Source organism: Pseudomonas sp. NY15372 (assembly GCF_048068215.1).
In the GTDB taxonomy this organism is placed as follows: domain Bacteria; phylum Pseudomonadota; class Gammaproteobacteria; order Pseudomonadales; family Pseudomonadaceae; genus Aquipseudomonas; species Aquipseudomonas guariconensis_A.
Genome location: NZ_JBLUPY010000004.1, coordinates 1 through 25,526 on the forward strand (window position 1 = coordinate 1; position 25,526 = coordinate 25,526).

General features: G+C 64.7%; 22 protein-coding genes, 1 pseudogene and 1 riboswitch. Of the genes and pseudogenes, 14 read left to right on the top strand and 9 right to left on the bottom strand.

The features are described 5' to 3' along the window. Positions 1 to 152 precede the first annotated feature (152 nt). A complete protein-coding gene (gene mqo, locus ACNFG0_RS04505) occupies positions 153 to 1,664 on the bottom strand; it encodes a malate dehydrogenase (quinone) (protein WP_196143725.1) in 1,512 nt (503 codons plus the stop codon). Positions 1,665 to 2,265: 601 nt separating this feature from the next. Then, complete coding sequence (locus ACNFG0_RS04510) at positions 2,266 to 2,499, bottom strand: hypothetical protein (protein ID WP_196143724.1); 234 nt, start codon at positions 2,497 to 2,499, stop codon at positions 2,266 to 2,268. A 144-nt stretch (positions 2,500 to 2,643) separates the two neighbouring features. Here ACNFG0_RS04510 and ACNFG0_RS04515 point away from each other — a divergent pair, with 144 nt between their 5' ends. After that, the gene (locus ACNFG0_RS04515) at positions 2,644 to 3,228 is read left to right on the top strand and encodes a YajG family lipoprotein (protein ID WP_084858573.1); all 585 of its coding nucleotides are present in this window, start codon (positions 2,644 to 2,646) and stop codon (positions 3,226 to 3,228) included. A gap of 127 nt (positions 3,229 to 3,355) precedes the next feature. Here ACNFG0_RS04515 and ACNFG0_RS04520 read toward each other — a convergent pair whose 3' ends face one another. Continuing rightward, complete coding sequence (locus ACNFG0_RS04520; RefSeq protein ID WP_416764094.1) at positions 3,356 to 3,562, bottom strand: hypothetical protein; 207 nt, start codon at positions 3,560 to 3,562, stop codon at positions 3,356 to 3,358. Positions 3,563 to 3,728: 166 nt separating this feature from the next. Between ACNFG0_RS04520 and ACNFG0_RS04525 the strand changes: the two genes are divergently transcribed. Continuing rightward, on the top strand, positions 3,729 to 3,989 hold the full coding sequence (locus tag ACNFG0_RS04525; RefSeq protein ID WP_196143722.1) for a hypothetical protein: 261 nt from the start codon (positions 3,729 to 3,731) through the stop codon (positions 3,987 to 3,989). A 50-nt stretch (positions 3,990 to 4,039) separates the two neighbouring features. On the opposite strand, the gene ACNFG0_RS04530 is transcribed toward ACNFG0_RS04525, so the two are convergent. After that, the gene (locus ACNFG0_RS04530; protein ID WP_196143721.1) at positions 4,040 to 5,209 is read right to left on the bottom strand and encodes a 1-acyl-sn-glycerol-3-phosphate acyltransferase; all 1,170 of its coding nucleotides are present in this window, start codon (positions 5,207 to 5,209) and stop codon (positions 4,040 to 4,042) included. 121 nt (positions 5,210 to 5,330) lie between these two features. Here ACNFG0_RS04530 and ACNFG0_RS04535 point away from each other — a divergent pair, with 121 nt between their 5' ends. The 3 genes from ACNFG0_RS04535 to ACNFG0_RS04545 are packed head-to-tail and all read left to right on the top strand — an operon-like array spanning position 5,331 to position 6,410. Further along, positions 5,331 to 5,516: a CPXCG motif-containing cysteine-rich protein gene (locus tag ACNFG0_RS04535; protein WP_084858569.1), complete on the top strand. Its 186-nt coding sequence runs from the start codon at positions 5,331 to 5,333 to the stop codon at positions 5,514 to 5,516. Next, complete coding sequence (locus ACNFG0_RS04540) at positions 5,516 to 5,776, top strand: putative signal transducing protein (protein ID WP_196143720.1); 261 nt, start codon at positions 5,516 to 5,518, stop codon at positions 5,774 to 5,776. Before ACNFG0_RS04535 ends, ACNFG0_RS04540 begins: the two co-directional genes overlap by 1 nt. 13 nt (positions 5,777 to 5,789) lie before the next feature. Continuing rightward, complete coding sequence (locus ACNFG0_RS04545) at positions 5,790 to 6,410, top strand: SOS response-associated peptidase (RefSeq protein ID WP_196143719.1); 621 nt, start codon at positions 5,790 to 5,792, stop codon at positions 6,408 to 6,410. Between the two features lie 202 nt (positions 6,411 to 6,612). Here ACNFG0_RS04545 and ACNFG0_RS04550 read toward each other — a convergent pair whose 3' ends face one another. Together ACNFG0_RS04550 and ACNFG0_RS04555 are read right to left on the bottom strand one after the other, a co-directional pair. After that, positions 6,613 to 7,455, bottom strand: coding sequence for a methyl-accepting chemotaxis protein (locus ACNFG0_RS04550; RefSeq protein ID WP_416764204.1), 843 nt, complete (start codon positions 7,453 to 7,455; stop codon positions 6,613 to 6,615). A 12-nt stretch (positions 7,456 to 7,467) separates the two neighbouring features. Next, positions 7,468 to 8,754 (bottom strand): annotated as a pseudogene (locus tag ACNFG0_RS04555) (HAMP domain-containing protein); the annotation flags it as partial. Positions 8,755 to 8,905: 151 nt separating this feature from the next. Between ACNFG0_RS04555 and ACNFG0_RS04560 the strand changes: the two are divergent. Continuing rightward, positions 8,906 to 9,721, top strand: coding sequence for a M48 family metallopeptidase (locus tag ACNFG0_RS04560; RefSeq protein WP_196143717.1), 816 nt, complete (start codon positions 8,906 to 8,908; stop codon positions 9,719 to 9,721). Between the two features lie 91 nt (positions 9,722 to 9,812). Here the strand turns inward: ACNFG0_RS04560 and ACNFG0_RS04565 are convergent, their stop codons facing one another. From ACNFG0_RS04565 to ACNFG0_RS04575, 3 genes are all read right to left on the bottom strand, one after another. Beyond that, positions 9,813 to 10,394: a TMEM165/GDT1 family protein gene (locus ACNFG0_RS04565; protein ID WP_196154629.1), complete on the bottom strand. Its 582-nt coding sequence runs from the start codon at positions 10,392 to 10,394 to the stop codon at positions 9,813 to 9,815. 91 nt (positions 10,395 to 10,485) lie between these two features. Further along, positions 10,486 to 10,619: riboswitch (yybP-ykoY riboswitch) on the bottom strand. Between the two features lie 39 nt (positions 10,620 to 10,658). Continuing rightward, on the bottom strand, positions 10,659 to 11,657 hold the full coding sequence (locus ACNFG0_RS04570) for a class I SAM-dependent methyltransferase (protein ID WP_196143716.1): 999 nt from the start codon (positions 11,655 to 11,657) through the stop codon (positions 10,659 to 10,661). A gap of 48 nt (positions 11,658 to 11,705) precedes the next feature. Next, positions 11,706 to 12,671, bottom strand: a complete 966-nt coding sequence (locus ACNFG0_RS04575) for a 2-hydroxyacid dehydrogenase (protein ID WP_416764095.1) — start codon at positions 12,669 to 12,671, stop codon at positions 11,706 to 11,708. A gap of 369 nt (positions 12,672 to 13,040) precedes the next feature. Between ACNFG0_RS04575 and ACNFG0_RS04580 the strand changes: the two genes are divergently transcribed. The 8 genes from ACNFG0_RS04580 (at position 13,041) to ACNFG0_RS04615 (ending at position 25,404) form a co-directional block, all read left to right on the top strand. Beyond that, on the top strand, positions 13,041 to 14,723 hold the full coding sequence (locus ACNFG0_RS04580; RefSeq protein WP_416764096.1) for a fatty acid--CoA ligase: 1,683 nt from the start codon (positions 13,041 to 13,043) through the stop codon (positions 14,721 to 14,723). Between the two features lie 312 nt (positions 14,724 to 15,035). Further along, positions 15,036 to 16,925, top strand: coding sequence for a DUF1302 domain-containing protein (locus ACNFG0_RS04585; RefSeq protein WP_196143713.1), 1,890 nt, complete (start codon positions 15,036 to 15,038; stop codon positions 16,923 to 16,925). A gap of 26 nt (positions 16,926 to 16,951) precedes the next feature. After that, positions 16,952 to 18,316, top strand: coding sequence for a DUF1329 domain-containing protein (locus ACNFG0_RS04590; RefSeq protein WP_196143712.1), 1,365 nt, complete (start codon positions 16,952 to 16,954; stop codon positions 18,314 to 18,316). Positions 18,317 to 18,586: 270 nt separating this feature from the next. Further along, positions 18,587 to 21,301 carry a LuxR C-terminal-related transcriptional regulator gene (locus ACNFG0_RS04595; RefSeq protein ID WP_416764097.1) on the top strand — a complete coding sequence of 905 codons (2,715 nt, stop codon included), beginning with the start codon at positions 18,587 to 18,589 and terminating at the stop codon, positions 21,299 to 21,301. Positions 21,302 to 21,503: 202 nt separating this feature from the next. Beyond that, the gene (locus tag ACNFG0_RS04600; protein ID WP_196143710.1) at positions 21,504 to 23,111 is read left to right on the top strand and encodes a tetratricopeptide repeat-containing response regulator; all 1,608 of its coding nucleotides are present in this window, start codon (positions 21,504 to 21,506) and stop codon (positions 23,109 to 23,111) included. After that, positions 23,108 to 23,800, top strand: coding sequence for a sensor histidine kinase (locus ACNFG0_RS04605; protein ID WP_196143709.1), 693 nt, complete (start codon positions 23,108 to 23,110; stop codon positions 23,798 to 23,800). Before ACNFG0_RS04600 ends, ACNFG0_RS04605 begins: the two co-directional genes overlap by 4 nt. Before the next feature lie 147 nt (positions 23,801 to 23,947). After that, a complete protein-coding gene (locus ACNFG0_RS04610) occupies positions 23,948 to 24,589 on the top strand; it encodes an MBL fold metallo-hydrolase (RefSeq protein WP_196143708.1) in 642 nt (213 codons plus the stop codon). Positions 24,590 to 24,684: 95 nt separating this feature from the next. Further along, positions 24,685 to 25,404, top strand: a complete 720-nt coding sequence (locus tag ACNFG0_RS04615; protein WP_196143707.1) for an OmpA family protein — start codon at positions 24,685 to 24,687, stop codon at positions 25,402 to 25,404. The last annotated feature ends 122 nt before the right edge of the window (positions 25,405 to 25,526 follow it).

The following is a 25,526-nucleotide window of genomic DNA, read 5'->3' on the forward strand; positions in this document are numbered from 1 at the left end:
CCCCCCACCGCCGGCACGCGGCCCCCCACAAGACCCGGGCCCGGGGGGGCGCGGGCTCCCCGGCGATGGGCTGCGTAGCAGCCCCAAGTGCAGCCGATAAGGCTTAACTGACTGGCATTACCCCGAAGGGCGTTTTTTCGTTACAGGCCGACTCAGGCGTAGTTTTGCTGCGCCGGGCTGCTGTCCTCGACCATTTCCAGCGCTTCGTCGTTCTGCGCGCTGATCTTGTGATAGAGCGCAGCGTCGGTGGCCAGGACCTTTTCGCGGGCCGGGAAGATCTCCTTGAGCTTGGCGGCCCAGGCACCTTTGGCCTGCTCGGGGAAGCAGCGTTCGATCAGCTCGAGCATGATCGACACGGTCACCGAGGCCCCTGGCGAGGCGCCGAGCAGCGCCGCGAGGCTGCCATCCTGGGCCGCGACCAGTTCGGTACCGAACTGCAGGATACCGCCCTTCTTCGGGTCCTTCTTGATGATCTGCACGCGCTGGCCGGCGACTTCCAGGCGCCAGTCCTCTGCCTTGGCTTCAGGGTAGAAGCGGCGCAGGGACTCCAGGCGCTGTTCCATCGACTGCATCACTTCGCTGACCAGGTACTTGGTCAGGTCCATGTTGTCGCGGGCCACGGCCAGCATCGGGCCGATGTTGCCCATGCGCACCGACAGCGGCAGGTCGAGCAGGGAGCCATGCTTGAGGAACTTGGTGGTGAAGCCTGCGTACGGGCCGAACAACAGGGACTTCTTGCCGTCCACTACGCGGGTGTCGAGGTGCGGGACCGACATGGGCGGTGCGCCGACCGCGGCCTGGCTGTAGACCTTGGCCTGGTGCTGCTTGACGATTTCCGGGTTGTCGCAGCGCAGCCACTGGCCGCTGACCGGGAAGCCGCCGAAGCCCTTGCTCTCGGGGATGCCGGACATCTGCAGCAGCGGCAAGGCCGCGCCGCCGGCGCCGAGGAACACGAAGCGGGCGTCGACTTCACGGCTACCGCCGCTGTTGACGTCCTTGATGCTGACGGTCCAGCCGCTGCCGTTGCGACGCAGGCCGACGACCTTCTTGCTGTACTTGACCTGAGCGTCCGGGCTGTTGCCCAGTTGCTTGAGCAGCTTGTTGGTCAGGGCGCCGAAGTTGACGTCGGTACCCTTGATCACGCGGGTGGCGGCGATGTGCTGGTCGGCCGGGCGGCCTGGCATCATCAGCGGCATCCACTCGTTCATCACGGCCTTGTCTTCGGTGTATTCCATCTCGGCGAAGGCGTGATGCTGCTTGAGCAGCTCGAAGCGCTTCTTGAGGAACGCAACACCCTTGTCGCCTTCGACGTAGCTCAGGTGCGGCACCGGGTTGATGAAGGCGCGCGGCGAGCCGAAGCCGCCCTTGCGAATGAGGTAGGCCCAGAACTGGCGGGACACCTCGAACTGGGTATTGATGTGCACGGCCTTCTTGATGTCGATGCTGCCATCGGCGGCCTGGGGCGTATAGTTCAGCTCGCACAGGCCAGCGTGGCCCGTCCCTGCGTTGTTCCAAGGGTTGGAACTTTCCGCGGCACCGGAGTCCATCGCCTCGACGACCTCCAGCTTGATCGTCGGGTCGAGTTCCTTGAGCAGTACGGCCAGGGTGGCACTCATGATGCCCGCGCCTACCAGTACTACATCAACCGATTCGTTCTGCGCCATTTAACGCGTCTCCACAATCTACAGCACCTAATTGACAGCATAGGATCACTGGGGTGGCCAGGATCGCCATGTCCGACTCTTCGCAGTTCTTGCCACTTCCGCGGACACTGCCAACTCAGTCTTGGTGTTCACATATTGAACGCCGTTTGCCACGGGTGCGGCAATGCGACTTATGGTCAAGGTATCCGCCGTGCGGTATGGACCGGCCTCAGCACCCCATCGAGGATGCAGGCTGTTGTCGTCTGTTCGAGGCTGTTCGGGACGCATCTGTCGCTTTTGCACATGCCAGACTGTTCATTTTGCTCGCCACACTCTTGTGAAGTTTGAAAAACCCGTTTTTTCACGTTCTTTTGGAACGTGAACCTCAAAAGGGACTGCGCGATGGCAACCCACAGGTTCATGCAGTGCGAAGGCCGGGAACAGCAGGCACGACAGCCGATGCAAGACCTGAGTGGAAGGCTCTCTGTGGGCGAAGCGTCGAAGGTGCCGTGGTCAACGGCGATGCGGGGCCCGATCAGGAGACGTCCTTATAATCGGGGGGAGATTATAACGATGTCGCGGGCAGAAAGGTGCGCTTAATGGCTTTTTATTGCTGCGTTTGTCAGGCTGGCAGGGTGCGTTGCTGCCAGCGACGGCTTGCGCGTGCGCAAACCCGGGCGCTGGCCGGTAGCGGTTGGCCCAGCCAGCCCAGCTGCGCTTCGCTGACCTGGACCCAGCCGCTGCTGGCGGGTAGCCGGGTGCAGTGCATGAAACCAAGGCATCTGCCGTCGGCGTCGAGGCGGGCGTAGGTGTTCCGGCGGGGGCGGGGGAAAAGCAGGTTCCAGAGCGAGGCCATGGCGAGCGATCCTGTTCGTTCGGTCTGGGCACAGGATACGGTGCAAGGCATGAAACCAATGTGACAGCGTGCCCGCTCCGATGACTGGTTCGCGCGCGACTGGGTATACTGTGGGCCTTTGCCGCATTTTCTGGAGAAACGCGCATGTTGCAACGACTGTTGTTCGGTTTGATCGCGGTGGCCAGCCTGAGCCTGGTCGGTTGTGCCCACAGCCCGCAACAACTCAGCCCGCAACCCAAGCTCACCGCCCAGCTCAACCCGGTCGGTCGTGGCCAGCCGGTGGTGGTCAAGGTGGTCGACGGGCGTGCTTCGCAGTCCCTGGGTACCCGCGGTGGCATGTACCCTGAAACCAGCACCATCAGCGTCAGTGGCAACGACATCGTGCCCAAGCTGCAGGCCCAGGCCGAAGCGGCGGTGCGCCTGCTCGGCTTCACCCCGACGCCTAACGCCTACAACGCCCCGCAACTGACCGTGACCCTGGCCGAGCTCAAGTACCAGTCGCCCAAGGACAACCTGTACGTGACCGAAGCCACCATCGGCGCCACCTTCCGTGCCGACGTGTCCAACGCCAACCGCCGCTACAGCGGCCGCTACGGCGCCTCCCTGGACCAGCGCTTCGGCATGGCGCCGAACCAGGAAACCAACACCAAGCTGGTGGGTGACGTGCTCAGCGATGCGCTGACCCGCCTGTTCAAGGACCCGACCATCGGTCAGGTGCTGGGCGAGTAAGCGATACGCGCCAATAAAAAGCCCGCTGCTCGGTCATCCGACGGCGGGCTTTTTTGTGCGTTCTGTCTGTGATCGTCGGGGCTGCTTTGCAGCTCTTTCGCGGCGCGAGGCCGCTTCTACGGGAGCGTCAGGCTGCGGCGATGTGGAAATCGATCACGCTAAGGCCGGTGTGCGGGTCGACTTCCGGCAGGTCCTGGTGGGCGTGGCCGCCCAAGGCGCAGTAGACCAGCCACTGCTGATCCTGGACGTTGATGGCGAAGCCGTCGATCAGCGCCTGCTGTTCATCGCTCTGGGTGACGAGATAGAGGCGGTCCTGGTTTTCGGCGTGCAGCATGTCTAGCTCCGTTGTAAGAAAAGGCCGACAGAGTGGCGTCTCCTCATGACGAGCGTGTGACAGATGAAATTAATGACAGCTGGTCGCAAAACCCGAGCGCCAGGGGCGGGCTTGGGTAGAATGCCGGCCTCCGCTGTCGTTCTTTCAGATTACCGAGGTTGTTGCGATGTCCTTGCAAGTGCTCTGGGGATTCCTGGCCGCCCATCCAGCCAAGTTGATCAACCTGCTTGCCCTGCTGATCACCTGCCCAGGCGGCATGTTGCTGCACAGTGCCCGGCGGCGCGAGGCAGTGGTGCGTGAGCGTGTGGTGAGTGACGAGGTGATGGTCGATACTTTCGGCCAGCGCGTGCCGCGCTATTACTACATCCTCGGGTTTTCCTGCCTGGCCATGGCGCTGCTGCTGTCCTGGTTCAGCACCTGGATCTGAACAGCCGATAAGCCTGTGGGGCGGGCAGGCCCGCACCCACGGCAAGCGTGTCAGGCGACGGGGCTTTGTGCCTTGACCTGATACTGGTTGCGTACCGGCGTCGCGTACTGCTGCACCAGGTACGGTTGCTGCTCGGTCGGGCAGGCGTCCAGGCGGCGCTGCCATTCTTCCTTGGCCTTGGCCAACTCCTCGGCCGGGAACAGCTTCTGCGCACTCGGCACCTGCAAGGCCGGGTCCGCCTCGCTCCACATCTCATATGCCAGGTAATGCACCGGGAACAGGCGGTAGCCGCCGAGGATCTGCCGGTCGATTTCCTGTGCCAGTTGCTTGGTATCCTCGTAGTACTCGGTCACCGGGGGCGCGAAGTTGATGTGCACGCGGCCTTTGTAGCCGGTGATGCCCTGGGCAATGCTGTTGTCGTCTTCGCCGGGCGCCTTCTTGTAGGTGCCGGTGGTGGCGCGGATGTACAACTCCCGGGCCTTGGCCAGGTCGCAAGGGTCGTACTCGTAGCTGATCGACACCGGGATCAGGTTCAGGCCCTGGATCACTGCGCCGAACGGCTCGTCCTTGCGGCTCATGTGGAACATCTTGAGGATCGCCGAATCGGTACGGTCGTCGCCGTCCTTGGCCCGCCCTTCGGCCTGGGCGATCCAGATCGATACGCAATCGTTGCGTATCGAGTGGTTGATGTAGGCCGACAACAGCTGGTAGGCGGCCAGCTTCTCCCGGCGACCGCTCAGCGAGCGATGCACGATGAAGCTCTTGTTCAGGCGCATCATGTCGCTGACGAAGGGCTTTTGTAGCAGGTTATCGCCGATGGCGATGCGTGGCGTCGGCAGGCCGGCGTGGTACACCGCGTAGTTGACGAAGGCCGGGTCCATGACGATGTCCCGGTGGTTGGCCAGGAACAGGTAGGCGGCGCCCGACTTGAGCTGTTCGACGCCCGAATAGGTCACGCCGTCGGTGGCCCGCTCGATGGTCTGGTCGACGTAGTACTCGACCTTGTCCTGCAGGGTCGAGACGCATTTGACGCCGGCGAACTCCTTGCGCAGGCGGCGGGCGATCAGCGGCTTGAGCAGCCAGCCGAAGGCACCGGCCGCGCGCGGGAAGCGGAAGTGGGTGAGGATATCCAGGAATGCCGGGTCGCTGAGCAGGCGTGCCAGGACAGCAGGCACCTCAGCGTCGTCGTACGGTCGGATGGCATCGAATTCGCCCATCATGCTCTCTTGTTGGAAACGGCTAGGGTAATAAGTAGGGGTGGGGCCCGAAAAACGGCTCGGACACACGCAGGCCCTGTAAACAGACCGGCAATTATACGCATAAGTCAGCGCGGAGGCCGCGATGCTGGAGATCGACTTCTATCGTTGTCCCTATTGCGGCGAAACGGTGGAGACCACCGTGGACATTTCCGGTGGCGACCAGGTCTATACCGAGGACTGCCAGGTCTGTTGCCAGCCCATCGTGTTCATTCTGCAGGTGCATGGTGACGAATGGATGCTCGAAGCACGACGCGAGGATGACGCTTGATGAAACGGATCTACGAGCCGGAAAGCCTGATGGAGGCGCAATTGTTGGTGGGCATGCTCGCCAGCGAAGGCGTCGAAGTGCACCTGGTGGGGCGCGACCTGGTCGGCGGCGTGGGTGAATTGCCGATGCAGGGGTTGCTGGGCCTGGCGGTGCCCGATGAACAGGCCGGGTACGCACGGCAGCTGATCGATGCGTACAATGCCGCCCTGCCACTTGCCGGCGACGAACCGGAGAGTTATCCCGGAACCCTGATCTGTTGAGTTTTTTATCGCCATGTGTGGACGCTACGCCCTGTTTCGCTGGTCTGCGGCCTTTGCCGCCTTGCCGGGCTACCCCGCCGACCAGCAGGCGCAATGGAACATCGCCCCAGGCGCTTCGGTGCTGATCCAGCGCCAGCTCGACGGCCAGCTGCAGCTAGCCCGGGCGCGCTGGGGGCTGACGCCGGCGTGGCTCACCGACCTTTCCCGCACCCCGGCCCAGGCCCGCGCCGAAACCTTGGCCGAGCAGCCGATGTTCCGCGACGCCTTTCGCCAGCGACGCTGTCTGATGCCGGCCAACGGCTTCTACGAATGGCGCGGCAACGTGCGCAAGCGCCCGTACTGGCTTACGCCGGGGGAGGGGGCATCGCTGTTCTTCGCCGGGGTATGGGAGGCGTATCCGGTGCAGGATCAGGTGTGGCTGAGTTGCGCTGTGGTGACCCAGGCGGCGATGAACCAGCGCCGGCCGTTGATCCTCGACGAGGCGGGGCAGGCGGCCTGGCTCGACCCAGATACACCGCTGGCGCGCTTGCACGAGCTGTTGGCCAGTCGGCCCGCGGCATTGCGCGAGCGGGCGCTGGCGCATTTCGTCAATGATCCGAAGCTCGATGGACCGGAGTGCCTGACTCCCGCTTGATGGGGGCGCTTTGCGCCCCAATCGCGGGACAAGCCCGCTCCTTGTACAACGCCGTGTTTGGATGTGGGGGGGGCCTGCGATTGGGCTGCAAGGCAGCCCCATCGCCGGCAAGTCAGCTCCCGCAGGTACAGCGCCTCCCTTGGGTGTGGGAGCGGGCTTGTCCCGCGATTGGGCTGCATAGCAGCCCAGCAGCTATAAGGCTTCAGACGCGGAACTGATTGATCAACCGGCGCTGCTGCTCGGCCAGCTTGGTCAGCTCGGCACTGGCCTGGCTGGACTCGTCCGCACCGCCGGCCACCTCACCGGCTACCTGGCCGATATTGATGACGTTGCGGTTGATGTCCTCGGCCACTGCACTCTGCTGTTCGGCAGCGCTGGCGATCTGGGTGTTCATGTCGTTGATCACCGACACCGCCTGGGTGATGCTTTCCAGTGCTTCGGCGGCGCGGCTGGCCTGCTGCACGCTGTCGTCGGTCTTGCCTTGGCTGTCTTCCATCACCCGGACCACTTCGCGGGTACCCTGCTGCAGCTGCTGGATCATCTGCTGGATCTCTTCGGTAGCCTGCTGGGTCTTCTGCGCCAGGTTGCGCACCTCGTCGGCGACCACCGCGAAACCTCGGCCCTGTTCGCCGGCACGGGCGGCTTCGATGGCGGCATTGAGCGCCAGCAGGTTGGTCTGCTCGGCGATGGCGCGGATCGCCACCAGGATGGCATTGATGTTCTCGCTGTCGCGGGCCAGGGTCTGCACCACGGTGACCGCACGGCCGATCTCGGTGGCCAGGGCACTGATCGAATGGGAGGTGTCGCGCACGATCAGCAGGCCCTGGTTGGCGGCCTGGTCGGCGTTGTTCGCGGCCTGGGCGGCATGGGTGGCGTTGCGTGCCACGTCCTGGGCGGTGGCGGTCATTTCCTGCACCGCGGTGGCCACCTGGTCGATCTCGGCCATCTGCTTGTGCACACCCTGGTTGGTGCGGATGGCGATGTCGGCGGTGTGCTCCGATGAATCGCTGACCTTCTGCACCGAGCCCACCACCTGGCTGATCATTGCCTGCAGCTTGGCCAGGAAGGTGTTGAAGCCCTTGGCGATGGCGCCCAGTTCGTCGGCGCGGTCGCTATGCAGGCGACGGGTCAGGTCGCCTTCGCCCTGGGCGATGTCATCGAGCATGGTCACCATCTGGCGCAGCGGGCGGGCGATGCCGTGGGCCAGCAACCAGATCACCAGCAGGCCGACGGCGGCGATGCCCAGGCCCACAAGGGTCATGCCGGTGATGTCGGTACGGCGTTGCTCGGCCAGGTCCTGCTGCAATTTGTGCACGTCGGCCATGACGGTGCTCAACGGCAACTCCAGCAGCAAAGACCAGCGCGCGGCCGTATTGGCGACCCGGAACGGCAGGTACAGCTCGATGCGGTCCTTGGCCTCGTCGACTTCGTAGTGCAGGTCTTCGCCGCTGAGGTTTTTCAGCGTGCCGGCCTGTTCGGCGTCGAGCACGTCATCGGCCTTTTCGCCGAACTTGGACGGGTCGCGGGTATAGGCCACCAGGCGGCCATTGCTCGACACCAGGGCCAGTTCGCCGGCGCCCCCGTACAGCTGCTGGTCGGCGGCATTGAGCAGGTCCTGGATGAAGTCCACCGACAGGTCGGCCCCGGCGATGCCCTGGAACTGGCCATTGACCAGGATCGGTTCGACGAAGGAGGCGAGCATGACGGTCTTGTCGCCGACCTTGTACGGCGCCGGGTCGATCACGCAGGCCTTCTTCGACTCCTTGGGACACAGGTAGTACTCACTGGCACGCACGCCGGTGGCCAGCACGGTGTGGTTGTCGACATCGATCAGTTTGTCCTGGCCGAGGCTGCCATCGCCATTGCGGAACCACCAGGGCAGGAAGCGGCCGGTGGCGCCGTCGACGCCCACCAGGCTGCTGCCGACATAGCGCGCATCGTCGTGGTCCAGGGCGTTGGGCTCCCAGCCCAGGTAGGCGCCGAGCACCGTCGGGTTGACCTCCACGGTGCGCTTGAGCTGGTTGGCCAGGTGTTCGCGGTCGATGCGCATCAGCGGCTGGCCATCTGCGCCTTGCATGCCGATCATCGCATTGCTGGTGGCCAGGCTGCGGGCGATCAGCAGGGGGGCCTCGAGACCGCGCTGGATCTCGCTGACCTGGGTGCGGGCGAGGGCGGCCAGGCGTTGTTCGATCACGCTCTCGAACTGCTGGCGGGTGCGCTCCTGCACCAGCGCCTGGGTGCGTTCGCCGGAATACACGGCGTACAGCACCAGGGCCGCGACAATGCTCAACACGATGGCGCCGGCAAGGGCTGCCACGGAAAACTGGATCGACTTGAACTTCATGGGGCACCGCGCACTCAGGAGGGTCGTTACCCGAGGTTATCGGCGGGGTAATCCCAAAGCATGAGGGGACGCGGATAAATCTTCCTTGCGGCTCTGGCGACGCCAGGCGACTCGGCCTAGGATACGCGGCATGTAGAAAGGGAGTGTTTTCATGCGTAGATCATTCGTTGCCAGCCTGCTGGGCACCAGTATCCTGCTGGCCGGTTGCCAGGCGGTGAATACCACCAGCGGTGGCGCCGTGGGCGTCGACCGCCAGCAGTACATGTTCAGCATGCTCTCGACCGACCAGGTCAACCAGATGTATGCCCAGTCCTACCAGCAGACCCTCAGCGAGGCGTCGACCAAGGGTGAACTGGACAAGACCAGCGCCAAGGCCAAGCGCATCCAGGCCATCGCCGACCGGCTGATCGCCCAGGCGCCGAAGTTCCGGCCCGACGCCGCGCAATGGAACTGGGAGGTCAACCTGATCAAGAGCGACGAGCTCAATGCCAACTGCGGCCCAGGCGGCAAGATCATCTTCTATACCGGCCTGATGGACCAGCTCAAGCTCACCGACGCCGAGATCGCCGCGGTGCTGGGCCACGAAATCGCCCACGCCCTGCGTGAGCATGGTCGCGAGGCGATGTCCAAGGCCTACGGCGTGGAAATGGCACGCCAGGGCGCCGGTGCCCTGTTCGGTCTGGGCCAGGGTGGCATGGCCCTGGCCGATACCGTGGTGAACTACGCCATGACCCTGCCCAACAGCCGTGCCAACGAGAACGAGGCCGACCTGATCGGCCTGGAATTGGCCGCCCGTGCCGGCTACGACCCGAATGCCGCGATCACTCTGTGGAACAAGATGAACCAGGCCTCGAACGGTGCGCCGCCGGAGTTCATGAGCACCCACCCGGCATCGAGCACCCGGATCGCCTCGCTGCAGGCGGCCATTCCGAAGGTGATGCCGCTGTACCAGGCGGCGAAGAAGTAATCATCGGGGCACAAGGCCGCTCCTACAGGGTTGCGCAAGATCCTGTAGGAGCGGCCTTATGCCGCGAAAGGGGCGCAAAGCGCCCCCGGTCTCAGACCCAACCGCTGGCCTTCATCGCCGAATACACCGCGACGATGGCCAGCACGAAGAACGCCGTCGCTGCCAGGCGACGAATCAGGGTCAGCGGCAGTTTTTCCGCCGCGAAATTGCCTGCCAACACCACCGGTACGTTGGCGATCAGCATGCCCAGGGTGGTGCCGATGATGACCATGATCAGGTGAGGATACTGGGCCGCCAGCATGACCGTGGCCACCTGGGTCTTGTCGCCGATCTCGGCCAGGAAGAACGCGATCAGGGTCGTGACGAACGGGCCGAAGCGGCGTGCTGCACTGTTCTCGTCATCGTCCATCTTGTCCGGTACCAGGGTCCACAAGGCCGTGGCGGCGAAGCTCGCGGCCAGGATCCAGTGCAGCACCGTGTCGCTGAAGAAACTGCTGACCCAGGCGCCTACGGCACCGGCGGCGGCATGGTTGGCCAGGGTGGCGGCGATGATACCGGCGATGATCGGCCAAGGCTTGCGAAAGCGCGCGGCGAGGATGAGTGCAAGCAGTTGCGTCTTGTCGCCGATCTCGGCGAGGGCAACGATGGCGGTGGGGACGAGCAACGATTCCAGCATCAGGATTCCTACGGGGGCGGGCCGACACGGCTATGACACGTACGACCTCCCCGCCCCGGGTAAGGTGTGCGTGTCATAGGTCTTGTCAAACCCGTGATCCGGCGGTGCGGATCGCTCTCTATGGAGCTTGGGTCGCACGCGCCATGGCCTGTGGGCCAAGTGTGTTGACGCGTGCCGGGCGAGCTGGGCGCTCGCGGGAGACTACTCCCCTAGGACGGTGCGGATTCTGCCTAGCAGAACGGGTTTCGGCAAGCCCTGTTTTTAACCGCGTGTTGCCTGGTAGATGCGGAAGCCCTCCGCCTCGGCGCAGGTTCGGCAGTTGCCCAAGGCCCCTTCGATGAGCGGCTGGTAGCGCAGGAAACTGTTGGCGACCAGGCGCATTTCACCGCCTTTTTGCAGGTGATCGCCGGATTTTTTCAGCAAATTTTCCGAAGCCTGGTAATTGGTGTGCACCCCGGTATGGAACGGCGGGTTGCTCAAGATCAGAGCCAGCCCGGTGGGCGCGGCATCGATACCGTCGCCACTGATCACTTCGGCGTCCAGGCCGTTGGCCGCCAGGGTCAGACGACTGCTGGCCACGGCGAAGGCGTCTACGTCGAGCAGGGTGACCTGGCTCTGTGGGTAACGGCGCTTGACCGTCGCGCCCAGCACCCCGGCGCCGCAGCCGAAGTCCAGCACGCGACCGACCGGCAGGTTGTCCAGGTGCTGGAGCAGGAGGGCGGTGCCGCGATCCAACCGGCCATGGCTGAACACGCCGGGCAGGCTGACCACCTGCAGCGGGCCGTCGGCAAGCGGTAGCTCGAAGCGCTCGGCCAGGCTTTCCAACGGTTTGGCCTGGGGGGCGTTGTCCACAGTCACTTGCCATAACTGGCAATGCCGGGCGCTGTCGAGCTTGCGCGGCTTGCCGAACGCCTGTAGCTGCTTGGCCGCGCCCTCGATGCCGCCGCGCTTTTCGCCCACCAGGTACAGGTCACGGCCGGCCAGGCGCGAGGCCAGGGCGTTGAGCAGGTAGGCGGCCAGCTCGCGGGACTTGGGCAGGAACAGCACGGCGGCCTCGAACGCGACGTCCGGCACCTCGACGCCATAATGGCTGCGGCCGGCGAAACGGCTGTCGAGCAGCGCTTGGTCGCCGGCATGCCAGGACCAGCCGTGGGCGCCCGGCAATTGACCGAGCAGATCGTCGGCGGGGAGCCCGGCAAGCAGCAACGGGCCTTGGAACAGTTCGGCCTGGCGAAGCAACACTTCACTGCGCGGGTCCATGGACGGCGTCTCCTGAAAAAGTGGCGCAGTGTACCAGAGGCCCTGGCTTCAGCCGACCACACGCCGTGGTTGGCCGGCGAAGAACGCCTGGGCGTTCTCGCTCAACTGGCCGACGATGCGCTGGCGCGACTCTACCGCGCCCCAGGCGTTGTGGGGCGTAACGATCAGGCGCGGGACATCTGCCTGCAACAGCGGGTTGCCGTTGACCGGCGGTTCGATGCTCAGCACGTCGGTAGCAGCGCCGCCCAGGTGGCCGCTGCGCAAGGCATCGGCCAGGGCCTGCTCGTCGATCAGCCCGCCGCGGGCGGTGTTGACCACCAGGGCGCCGGGCTTGAGCAGCGCCAGTTCGCGGGCGCCGATCATGTGGCGGGTGTGATCGTTGAGCGGGCAGTGCAGGGTCAGCGCATCGACCTGGGGCAGCAGCTCGTCCAGTGGCAGACGTTCGGCGCGCGCCGGACGGCCGGGGATCTGCCCGCTGAGCACACGCATGCCGAAGGCTTCGGCCAGGCGTGCCACCGCGCCGCCCAGCTCGCCATGGCCGAGCAAGCCGAGGGTCTTGCCCTGCAGTTCGACGATGGGGAAGTCCAGCAGGCAGAACTGGCTGGCCGCAGCCCAGCGGCCATCGGCGACGGCCTGGCGGTAGTCGCACAGGCGCGTGGCCAGGGCCAGCAGCAGGGCCAGGGTGTGCTGGGCCACCGAGGGCGTGCCGTAGCCCTGGCAGTTGCACACCGTGACGCCCCGCAGGCGGGCGGTGGCCAGGTCGACATTGTTGGTGCCGGTGGCGGCGAGCAGGATCAACTGCAACTGCGGGTTGGCTTCCATCGCTGCGGCATCGATCATCACCTTGTTGCTGATCACCGCGGTGGCGCCCTGCAGGCGCTCGGCGACCTGCTCCGGGCGGGTCGAGGCATACAGCTGAAGGTCGTCGAACTGCGCATGCAGCGGCGAGAGGTCGAGATCGCCGAGGTCCAGGGACTGGTGATCGAGAAATACGGCGCGACGCGGGCTGGGCATGGCAGGCTCCGGGGCTGGTAGGTTCTGGTTTCGCGTACCCTTTTGTCGGGGCGGGCGTGCCCCGCGATCAAGGGTGAAGCCCTTGCCATACAGGCGCGATGGCAGGGGGCAATCGCGGGACAAGCCCGCTTCCACAAGCGGCACGCTAGTCATGGATTCTCTTCGCGACAGCGCAGCCCGAAGGGCTGGGCTATTTCCCACAGGGGTTCATCAACCTGACGGCGAGCGGGCGATGTGTCAAGCACACGGCACCTGGCCACTCATACCTTGTGCCCGGCAAATCATTCCTTCGGCTGATTTGACCGGTGCGTCACCGTTCTACAGTAACGGCCAGACTTCTCCGGCCCGCAATGCAAAAAAGGGATACCCATGTTGCAGACGCGTATCATCCAGCCCGCCGAGGGCGCCTATACCTTCCCCTTGCTGATCAAGCGCCTGCTGATGTCGGGCGGGCGCTACGAAAAGACCCGCGAAATCGTCTACCGCGACCAGTTGCGCCTGACCTACCCGCAGCTGGTCGAGCGAATCGCGCGCCTGGCCAACGTGCTGACCGAGGCCGGGGTCAAGGCCGGTGACACCGTGGCGGTGATGGACTGGGATAGCCACCGTTATCTGGAATGCATGTTCGCCATCCCGATGATCGGTGCGGTGGTGCACACCATCAACGTGCGCCTGTCGCCGGAGCAGATCCTCTACACCATGAACCACGCCGAGGACCGCTTCGTGCTGGTCAACAGCGACTTCGTCGGGCTCTACCAGGCCATTGCCGGCCAACTGACCACGGTGGACAAGACGCTGCTGCTGACCGACGGCCCCGACAAGCACGCCGACCTGCCCAACCTGGTCGGCGAGTACGAGCAACTGCTGGCCGCTGCCAGCCCGCGCTACGACTTCCCCGACTTCGACGAGAATTCGGTGGCCACCACCTTCTATACCACCGGCACCACCGGCAACCCCAAGGGCGTGTACTTCACCCACCGCCAGCTGGTGCTGCACACCCTGGCCGAAGCCTCGGTGACCGGCAGCATCGATAGCGTGCGCCTCTTGGGCAGCAACGACGTGTACATGCCCATCACGCCGATGTTCCATGTGCATGCCTGGGGCATCCCATACGCCGCCACCATGCTCGGCCTCAAGCAGGTCTACCCGGGGCGCTACGAGCCGGACATGCTGCTCAAGCTGTGGCGCGAGGAAAAGGTCACCTTCTCCCACTGCGTGCCGACCATCCTGCAGATGCTGCTCAACTGCCCAGCCGGCCAGGGCGAACACTTCGGCGGCTGGAAGATCATCATCGGCGGCAGCGCCCTGAACCGTGCGTTGTACGAGGCGGCCCTGGCCCGGGGCATCCAGCTCACCGCGGCGTACGGCATGTCCGAGACCTGCCCGCTGATCTCCTGCGCCCACCTGAACGACGAACTGCAGGCCGGCAGCGAGGATGAGCGTATCTCCTACCGGATCAAGGCGGGCGTGCCGGTACCGCTGGTGGAGGCGGCGATCGTCGATAGCGAGGGCAACTTCCTGCCCGCCGACGGGGAAACCCAGGGCGAACTGGTGCTGCGAGCCCCCTGGCTGACCATGGGCTATTTCGGAGAAAAGCAGAAAAGCGAAGAGCTCTGGGCCGGCGGCTGGCTGCACACCGGTGATGTCGCCACCCTCGACGGGATGGGCTACATCGATATCCGCGATCGCATCAAGGACGTGATCAAGACCGGCGGTGAATGGATCTCCTCCCTGGACCTGGAGGACCTGATCAGTCGGCACCCTGCGGTGCGCGAAGTGGCGGTGGTCGGTATCGCCGACCCGCAATGGGGCGAGCGGCCTTTCGCCTTGCTGGTGTTGCGCGAAGGCCAGGCGATCGACGCCAAGGCGCTCAAGGAGCACCTCAAGCCGTTCGTCGAGCAGGGGCATATCAACAAATGGGCGATCCCCAGCCAGATCGCCATTGTTACCGAAGTTCCCAAGACCAGTGTCGGCAAGCTCGACAAGAAGCGCATCCGCCAGGACATCCTCCAGTGGCAAGCCAGCAACAGCACATTCCTGTCGACGCTCTGACTTCCCAACGGGCCGCCTGGGCTACCGCGCGGCCCCCATTGCAGAGCGGCTGCGAGCTTGTAAAACGGCAGAATTGCGCCATGCTTGCCGTGGCCTGCGGGCCGCCACCGGAGTGGGTGCATGCAAATCACACTTTAGAGGGATCAAGCACCTGTGCCTGCTGGCTATAGTCGGGGTCAGGGGATTTTCAGGAATGGGGGAGGTGCCGCGTGCAAGTCGCGGCGCCGGGGCGAAAGCCTGCACACCGATCGCTCGGGCCGTTTCTGAAAAGGACTCACTGCCATAACAATAAAAGTACATGGAGTAGCGTCGATGACATCTGCAAACCTGTTCTGGCGCCGGGCCAAGCTGCCCCTGGCCGTCAGCCTCGCTTCCACGCTCGCAAGTCCCGCGTTCGGTGTCAGTTTCAACATCGGTGAAATCGAAGGCCAGTTCGATTCCTCGCTCTCCATCGGCGCCAGCTGGTCGACGGCCAACCCGAACAAGAACCTGATCGGTGCCAACAACGGGGGCAAGGGCTTGTCCCAGACCTCCGACGATGGCCACCTGAACTTCAAGAAGGGCGAGACCTTCTCGAAGATCTTCAAGGGTATCCATGACCTGGAGCTCAAGTACGGCGATACCGGCGTGTTCGTACGGGGCAAGTACTGGTACGACTTCGAACTCAAGGACGAACACCGCGAGTTCAAGGACATCAGCGACTCCAACCGCAAGGAGGGCGCCAAGTCGTCCGGCGCCGAGCTGCTCGACGCGTTCGTCTACCACAACTACTCCATTGGCGATCAGCCAGGCTCGGTGCGCCTGGGCAAGCAGGTGATCAGTTGGGGTGAAAGCACCTTCATCGGCGGCGGTATCAACGCGGTCAACCCGATCGACGTGGCGGCGTTTCGCCGTCCAGGCGCGGAAATCAAGGAAGGCCTGATTCCGGTCAACATGTTCTATGTGTCCCAGAGCCTGACCGACAACCTGTCGGCCGAGGCGTTCTACCAGATCGAGTGGGACCAGACCGTCGTCGACAACTGCGGCACATTCTTCTCCCAGCCGGACATCGTCGCCGACGGCTGCACCGACAACCTGCGCGTGCTGGCCAGCAGCCGGGCGATCCCCACCGCGGTGCCATTCCTCAACAGCCAGGGCGTGGACATCAACGAAGAGGGTGTGCTGGTGCGCCGCGGCGCTGACCGCGACGCCCGTGACAGCGGCCAGTTCGGTGTCGCCTTCCGCTACATGTTCGAGCCGCTGGATACCGAGTTCGGCGCCTACTTCATGAACTACCACAGCCGCGCGCCGATCTTCAGCGCCAGTGGCGCGTCCCAGTCGACCTACGACCGTGCCCGCGCCTTGCTGGGTGGCCCATTCGCCGGCCTTGCGCCGCTGATCGTCGCCGGCAACTCGGAATACTTCATCGAGTACCCCGAAGACATCCGCCTGTATGGCCTGAGCTTCTCCACCACCTTGCCGACCGGTACGGCCTGGAGCGGCGAGCTGAGCTATCGGCCCAATGCCCCGGTGCAGTTGAACACCACCGACATCCTGTTCGCCGGCGTGGGCCCGATCGGAGTACCACCGTACAGCAACGCCTCGGTGCTCACCGGCACACCGGGCCAGGACCTGCATGGTTACCGGCGCAAGGAAATCACCCAGTTCCAGACCACCTTCACGCACTTCTTCGACCAGGTGATGGGCGCCAGCCGCCTCACGGTGGTGGGTGAAATCGGCGTCACCCATATCGGTGGCCTGGAAAGCTCGAGCAAGGCCCGGTACGGCCGCGACCCGGTCTATGGGCCAGGCCCGTTGCCGGCCACGGGGCCGTTCAATACCTGCGAGCTGCTCAACGGCAGCACCCTGGGCAACTCGGGCCTGGACACCTCGACCGCCAACCTCAGCCGCAAGTGCGAGAACGACGGCTACGCGACCACCACTTCCTGGGGTTATCGCGCCCGCGCCATCTGGGACTACAACGACGTCTTCGCCGGGGTCAACCTCAAGCCCAACGTGGCCTGGTCCCATGACGTCTCGGGTTACTCGCCCGGCCCAGGTGCCAACTTCGAGGAAGGCCGCAAGGCCATCAGCCTGGGCCTGGACGCCGAGTATCAGAACACCTACACGGCGAGCCTGTCGTACACCAACTTCTTCGATGGCAAGTACACCACCGTGGATGACCGCGACTTCGTCGCCCTCAGCTTCGGCGTGAACTTCTAAGAACAACGATCCAGGACGACAACAGAATGAACAAGACCAAGAGTCTGCTGAAGGCCGGTGTGCTGGGGCTGTCCCTGCTGGCGACCAGCGTCATGGCTGCGGTGTCCGCCGACGAGGCGGCCAAGCTGGGCACGACCCTCACCCCGATGGGGGCGGAGAAGGCCGGGAACGCCGATGGCACCATCGGACCCTGGCAGCCGCTGTCCAAGACTGCAGGCAGTGCCGACGCCAAAGGCTTCCTCTCCGACCCTTATGCGGGCGAGCAGCCGCTGTACACCATCACCGCGCAGAACGTCGACCAGTACAAGGACAAGCTGTCCCCCGGCCAGCTGGCGATGTTCAAGCGCTACCCGGACACCTACAAGATCCCGGTGTACAAGACCCATCGTGGCGCCACCGTGCCCGATGAAGTGTTCGCCGCCATCAAGGAGAACGCCACCAAGACCACCCTGGTCGAAGGCGGCAACGGCCTGAAGGATTTCCGCACCGCAGTGCCGTTCCCGATACCGAAGACCGGCCTTGAGGTGATCTGGAACCACATCACCCGCTATCGCGGTGGCAGCGTCACGCGCCTGGTCACCCAGGCCACGCCACAGCAGAACGGCTCGTACAGCCTGGTGTACTTCCAGGACCAGTTCGTCTTCCGTGACCGGATGAAGGACTACGACCCGAACAACCCAGGCAACATCCTGTTCTACTTCAAGCAGAAGGTCACCGCCCCGGCGCGCCTGGCGGGCACCGTGCTGCTGGTTCACGAGACCCTCGACCAGGTCAAGGAGCCACGCAAGGCGTGGATCTACAACGCCGGCCAGCGCCGTGTGCGCCAGGCCCCGCAGGTTTCCTACGACGGCCCGGGCACCGCGGCCGATGGCCTGCGTACCTCCGACAACCTGGACATGTACAACGGAGCACCGGACCGCTACGACTGGAAGCTCGAAGGCAAGAAAGAGATGTACATTGCGTCCAACGCCTACAAGCTCGATTCGCCGACGCTCAAGTACGCAGACATCCTCAAACCCGGGCACATCAACCAGGACCTGGCCCGCTATGAGCTGCGCCGCGTCTGGCATGTGGTAGCGACCTTGAAACCGGGTCAGCGGCACATCTATGCCAAGCGTGACTTCTACATCGACGAGGACACCTGGCAGGCCGCGGTGATCGATCAGTACGACGGTCGTGGCCAGTTGTGGCGGGTATCGGAGGCCCATGCCCAGGACTACTACAACGTGCAGGTGCCCTGGTACACGCTGGAAGCCATCTACGACCTGCAATCGGGTCGCTACCTGGCGCTGGGCATGAAGAACGAGGAGAAGCGCGCCTACGACTTCGGTTTCAGTGCCAGCCGCAGCGAGTTCCAACCTGCCGCGTTGCGCCAGGATGGCGTGCGTTGAGGTCCGTTCTCGCGTGAGGTCAAAGGGCTGCTTTGCAGCCCTTTTTTCACGGCCTGCGCGGTCCCTGTAGGAGCGGCCTTGTGCCGCGATGGGCTGCATCGCAGCCCATTCACGCATCCAATGCCCGCCCATTCCCGCCATCGGTCTTGTTGCTTTTTGTTGTAGTCTTTTCCTCGTCTGATGCAGCCATCATCTTCAAATGCGCCGCGTTACCCGCTAGTCTCGCAACAATCCGTACTGCCATCGTCCTCCACCCTGAACGAGCCGGCCATGACAGACCTGTCCCGTACGCATGGATTCGCCAGCCAGGCCTTGGACCTGCTGGACGGGCGTTTCTTCCGGCCACCACTGCCGGATGGGCACGTTCCCCGGTCGCGCCTGTGCCAGCGGCTGCACGCCGGGCTGAGTGGGCGCCTGTTGCTGGTCAATGCGCCGGCCGGTTTCGGCAAGAGCTCCCTGGCCATCGAGTTCTGCCAGGCCCTGCCGACCCATTGGCGCAGCCTCTGGCTGGGCCTGAGCCCGCGGGATGCCGACCCAGGCCGCTTCCTCGAACGCCTGCTCGAAGGGCTCCAGCAGTTCTGCCCGGCGCTTGGCGGCCAGGCCATGGGCCTTCTGAAGATGCGCCAGCGCCACCAGCCGTTCGCCTTCGAAGAGTGGCTCGACGGCCTGCTCGACGAGCTTGCCCTCTACCTGCAACCGGACTCGCCCGTGTTGCTGGTGCTGGATGACTACCACCTGGCCCAGGGGCCGGTGCTTGACCGCTGCCTGCAGTTCTTCCTCAACCACCTGCCCAATGGGCTGATGCTGCTGGTCACCAGCCGCCAACGACCGGACTGGCACCTGGCCCGGCTGCGCCTGTCACGTCAGTTGGTCGAGCTCACCGAGCAAGACCTGCGCCTGACGCCCGACGAAGCGCTGGCCGTGATCGGTCGACAACCCTCCGGCCTGCGCGGCCAGGCGCTGGACAACCTGATCCAGCGCAGCGACGGTTGGGTCGCGGGGCTGCGCTTCTGGCAGTTGGCGGCCAGCGAATCGGGCGAGGACAACGCCTTGCCCCAGGCTTTGCACGGCGGCGAAGGGTTGATCAGGGATTACCTGCTGGAGGAAGTCATCGACATCCTGCCAGCGCATGTGCAGGCCTTCCTCTACGACACTGCCTGCCAGGAGCGCTTCTGCGCCGAATTGTGCGATGCCCTGCGCGAGCGCGACGACAGCATGGGCATCCTGCGCTACCTGCAGGCCCACCAGGTATTTTTGGTGCCGCTGGACGAGCACGGCCACTGGTTCCGCTACCATCACCTGTTTTCCGACCTGCTGCGCAGCCGCCAGGGCAGCGAGTCGCTGGGGGTGTTGCACCTGCGGGCCTGCCGCTGGTTCCAGGTCCAGGGGCTGCTCGACGAAGCCGTGGAGCAGGCCCTGCGCGCCGGCCATCTGGACGTGGCTGCCGACTTGGTGCAAAGCCTTTCCGAGGAGCAACTGCTGGCCGAGCAGAATGTCGGCATGTTGCTGCGCTGGAAGATGGACCTGCCCGACAGCCTCCTCATCAGCACCCCGCGCTTGATCGTCCTGTACAGCTGGGCCTTGGGCCTGGCCTGCCAACTGGATGCGGCCGAGGAATTGGCCGCCCATCTCAGCCGTTTCCTGCCTGCGCCCTCGGCCACCGCGCAAAAATCCATGCTCGCCCAGTGGCTGGCGTTGAGCGGCGTGATCGCCAGGGGGCGGGGAGATCGCCAGCGGACCCTGGACTACTGCAGCGAAGCCCTGCAAAGCCTGCCGTACAAGCGTTACGGCCAGCGCCTGGTGTGCCTGTCGACGTTGTCCAACCTGGCGATCGCCGACGGTGATTTCTGGCGCGCGCGTGGCTGGAACCGTGAGTCCCTGGAGCTCGCACAGCGGGTCGGCAACCCTCTGTTCGAGGCCTTGGCCCATTATGATCGCGCCCGGGTCCTGCATGCCCGGGGCGAAGTGCTGCGGGCCCTGGAGGAAGTGCGCCAAGGATTGCAGCGCTTGCAGGGGCTGGCTGCCCAGCGCCTGTATGCGGTGCGGGCCAGGTTGACCCTGTACGAAGGCTACCTGCTGGTCTCCCGCCTGCAGCCGGCCCAAGGCCGCGCTCGGTTGCGCGCCGGGCTCAGCGAAGCGCGGGCCTGCCGCGACATCAGCGTTTTGATCGGCCACTGCGTGATCGCCTCGCTCGACGGCCGCGAAGGGCATTTTGCCGAAGCCTTCGCCGAACTGGCCGAGGCCGAGCGGCTGATGCATATCTGGGACGTGCCGCCGATCTTCTACCTGGCCATGATCACCCTGGTGAAGTGCGAGCTGTGGCTCGCCCAGCGGCGCACGGACCTCGCCGAGTCCTGGCTGTTGCGCCTGGGCCAGACCTACGGCGGCGAACAACCGGCGGCGGCACCGGAGTTCCATCCATTGCTGCCGCTTCATATCGAATTGCAGCAGGCTCTGCTCGACGGCGTGCTGGGCCGGTCACAGGAGACCACCGGCCGCCTTCGCGCGCTGGTCGCCCGTGGCCAGGGCAGCGGCGGGATGATGCTGGTGGTCTGCGGTTTATGCCACTGGATGGCTCAGTTGCTCGACGAAGGCCGGGTGCAGGAGGCCGAGGCCCTTTTGCCCCAAGCGCTGGAGGCGGCCCAGGGGGGTGTGTTGCAGCCCTTCCAGCGGTTGCTCGAGGCGCACCCCTGCTGGTTGCGGGAGCAACTGGCGGCGCATCCGGCCTGTCTGGTCCAGGCGGAGCTGTTGGCGCGCCTGCCGCGTCCGGTGGTGGTCAATGAAAGTACCGAAGCGCTCAGTGGCCGTGAGCTGGCGGTGCTCGAGCTGATCGCCCAGGGGTGCTCGAACCAGCAGATCAGCGAGCGGTTGTTCATCTCCCTGCACACCGTCAAGACCCACGCCAGCCATATCAACAGCAAGCTTGGCGTGGAGCGGCGCACCCAGGCGGTGGCCAAGGCCAAGTCGCTCGGGTTGCTTGCCTGACTGCCATCGCTGCCGGCGTCATCGCGCCCTCAGTTTTCCTCGCCTGCTGCCGATAAGCTGTTCGGGTTACTGGCTATCCGTGCCGACGTCATCGCGGGACGAACCCGCTCCTACAGGGGCGGCCTGCGTCGACACTGCCAGGCCCTATGTCGGGCATCGTCGCGTGCCACCCTCCAACCCCTCGCCAATACAGGTCGTATTGATGCTGCAGTATGGGCAAAAAAGCTTTCTGATCGTCGATGATTTCACCGACTTTCGTACCTCGACCCGCTCCATGCTCCGGGAGCTGGGCGCACGCGACGTGGACACCGCCGACAGCGGTGAGCAGGCCCTGCGCATGTGCGCGCAGAAGCGCTACGACTTCGTGCTTCAGGATTTTCACCTTGGCGACGGCAAGAAGAACGGCCAGCAGGTGCTCGAAGACCTGCTCCTGGACAAGCTGATCAGCCATGAATGCGTGTTCATCATGGTCACCGCCGAGAGCAGCCAGGCGATCGTGCTCAGCGCCCTGGAGCACGAGCCGGATGCCTACCTGACCAAACCGTTCAACCGCGTGGGCCTGGCCCAGCGCCTGGAAAAGCTGGCGCAGCGCAAGACCTTGCTCAAACCCATCCTCCAGGCCCTGGACCGCGGCCGCCCGGCCGAGGTGCTGGCGGCCTGCGCCGAGCTGTGCAAGCAAGACCCGCGCTTCGCCCCGCTGTGCCTGCGCTACAGGGCCGATGCCTTGCGTGATCTGAACCGCGTCGAGGAGCTGGAGAAGTTCCTCAAGACCATTCTGGCCAGTCGCCCGCAGCCCTGGGTCTATGCTGCCCTGGGCAACCTGCTGCACAAGCGCGGCCAGCACGCCGAAGCCCAGGGCGTCTTCGAGCAAGCGCTCAAGGCGTTCCCGATCATGCCCAGCCTTTACGACGGCCTGGCCGAGGTGCTGGTGGCCCAGGGCGAGACCAAGCGCGCCCAGCACATGCTCGAAGAGGCCGTGCGCCTGTCGCCCCTGGCCGTGCGCCGGCAGGCGGCATTGGGCAAGCTGGCCCTGGATAACGAAGATTTCGAGAGCGCGTCCAAGGCCTATCGGCATGCAGTCAACCAAGGGCAGAGTTCGCGCTACAAGGACCCGGAGAGCAACCTGGGCCTGGTCCAGGCGCTGATGAACAAGAATGTCGGCAACGGCCTGGACGCGCGCACCCGCGTCGAGATCAACAGCGTGCTCAGCGATGTCGCCAAGGAACACGTCGAAGACCAGGGCCTGCAAGTGCGCGCGCGCCTGATGAAGGCCGCCAGCCTGCAGCAGGCCGGCGACCCCGAAACCGCTGGCAAGCTCACCGAACAGGCCCTGCAGCGACTGGAGAAAATGGACCAGTTCTTCTCGGTCGAGGCCGCCCTGACCGTGGCCAGGCAACTGCAGCAGCTCGGCCAGGAAGCGGCAGGCACCAGCATCCTCAAGGGCTGCGTGGAAACCTATGGCGACGATCCCAAGGTCATGCAGAGCGTTGCCCGCGTCACCGACGATCCGGCCGTGCTCGGCGCCGTCACCGAAGCGGTCGACCTCAACCGCCAGGGTGTGCGCAGCTACCAGGCGGGCCAGCTCGGCGAAGCCCTGGACATGTTCCGCCGGGCTTTGGCGCTGCAACCGAAGAACATCAGCATCGCTCTCAATACCGCCCAGGCGCTGCTGCGTGTGGGCGGCGAGAGCCCCACTCCGGCGATCATGCAGGAGTGCCGCAACTGCCTGCAAAGCGTTGCAGGCATCCCGGCCAGCGACAGCCGCTACGACCGCTACCGCAAACTGCACATCCGGATCTTCGGCGCATGAATAGAGACGAACTGGGGCTGGATTTTTCCACGGTGATCGCCTCCACCGTGCACGACATGAAGAACTCGCTGTCGGCCTTGATCCAGGCCCACGACCAATGGCTGGCACGCTTGCCCGAGGCACTGCACGGCGGCAGCGAGCAGGGTGTGATGGAGCATGAGTTCCGTCATTTGAACGGCATGCTGGTCCAGCTGCTGGGCCTGTACAAGCTGGGTATCAACCAGTTGCCGATCTGCCCCGACTATCACGAGCTGGACGATTTCATCGAGGCTCAGCTCGCGGCCCAGCAGGAAGTGCTCAGGCATCGCGACATCCTCGCCACCTGGCGCATCGACACCGACAACCCGCTGGGGTTCTTCGACCGCGAACTGGTCGCCTCGGTGGTGGCCAACGTCCTCACCAATGCCATCCGCCACGCCGGCCACGCCCTGCTGATTGGCATCGAGGAGCAGGGCGAACAGCTGGTCATCAGCGTCAACGACGATGGCCCGGGTTATCCAGAGCGTATGCTCGAGCGTCAGCAGGACTACCTCCAGGGTATCGACTCACGCACTGGCAGCACCGGCCTTGGCCTGTACTTCGCCGCACGCATCGCGGCCCTGCACGAACGCAACGGCGTGCGCGGGCGCATCGAGATCGCCAATGGCGGGGCGCTGGGGGGTGGGTTGTTCCGGTTGTATCTGCCTTAGTGGCAGGGGGCGAGGTATGCGGTGCCTGTGAGATCGAGCGCCGCCCGTGCGGCGCTCGATCTGCGTCACACTGCATAGTCCAAGACAAACACCCGAGACAGGCCCACCAGGCACCGCTAACATGCCGGCAGTATCTAGGAGCCGCCCATGACCGCCCCCACCACCCTGATCCGCGAAACCTTCCCCGTAGGCCCGCTGCAATGCAACTGTACCCTGGTCGGCGACCCGGTCAGCAAGAAGGCCATCGTCGTCGACCCGGGCGGTGACCCGGAGAAGATTCTCGCGCGCCTGCAGGCCCACGGCCTGACGTTGGTGAGCATCATCCACACCCACGCCCATTTCGATCATTTCCTCGCCTCGGGCAAGCTCAAGGAGCTGACCGGCGCGACCTTGCACCTGCACAAGGACGACCAGCCTTTGTGGGACAACCTCGAGATGCAGTGCCAGATGTTCGGTGTGCCTTACACGCCAGTGCCGTCGCCGGACCGTTGGCTGGGCGATGACGAGGCGCTGGCCTGCGGCTGCGGTGTGGCCTTGCATACGCCTGGCCACACGCCTGGCTCGATGAGCTTCTGGTTCGCCGATGCCAAGCTGCTGATCGCTGGCGATACCTTGTTCCGCCGCGGCATCGGTCGTACCGATTTGTGGGGGGGCGACCAGCGGGCTATCGTTCGTTCCATCAAGTCGCGGCTGTATTGCCTGGATGAAGAGGCGGTGGTGGTCACGGGCCATGGCCCGGATACCCGCCTTGGCGACGAGATGCGCGAAAATCCTTTCGTGCGGGCCTGAGGTTCCAGGGAATTTTTCCGTTTCGTCTGGGTCCAAGGCTGGCATAGGGCCATCCATGACCTGTTGCACTCTCGAATATCTGTAGGAGCTTGTCCATGTTCACCATGCGTCGTCTGATTATCGTCGCTACCGCTGCTGCCCTGATGACTGGCTGTGCCGGCCAGAACCCCTATGACAGCCAGGGCCAGGCTCAAGGCTCCACAGGGATGAGCAAGACCGCCAAGTACGGTGGCCTGGGCGCGCTGGCCGGTGCCATCGCCGGTGCCGCCATCGACCATAACAACCGTGGCAAGGGCGCGCTGATCGGTGCTGCCGCGGTGGGCGCCGCTGCCGCAGGCTACGGCTACTACGCCGACAAGCAGGAAGCCGAGCTGCGTGCGAAGATGGCCAACACCGGTGTCGAGGTGCAGCGCCAGGGTGACCAGATCAAGCTGATCATGCCGGGCAACATCACTTTCGCCACCGATTCGGCGAACATCTCCCCAAGCTTCTACTCGCCGCTGAACAACCTGGCCAACTCGTTCAAGCAGTTCAACCAGAACACCATCGAGGTGGTGGGCTTCACCGACAGCACCGGCAGCCGCCAGCACAACATGGACCTGTCCCAGCGCCGTGCCCAGGCCGTCAGCACCTACCTGACCTCCCAGGGTGTCGACCCGTCGCGCGTTTCCGTTCGCGGCATGGGCCCGGACCAGCCGATCGCCAGCAACGCCGACGCCAACGGCCGCGCCCAGAACCGTCGCGTGGAAGTGAACCTCAAGCCGATTCCGGGCCAGCAGTATGACCAGCAGGGCACTGTGCAGCAGTACCCGTAAGGTGTAAGGAACGAGGGGCCGCTGCGCGCCCATCGCGGGACAAGCCCACTCCCACCGGGTCTGCGCTGTTTTCATAGACACCGCCGTACCTGTGGGAGCGGACTTGCCCCGCGATGGGGGCG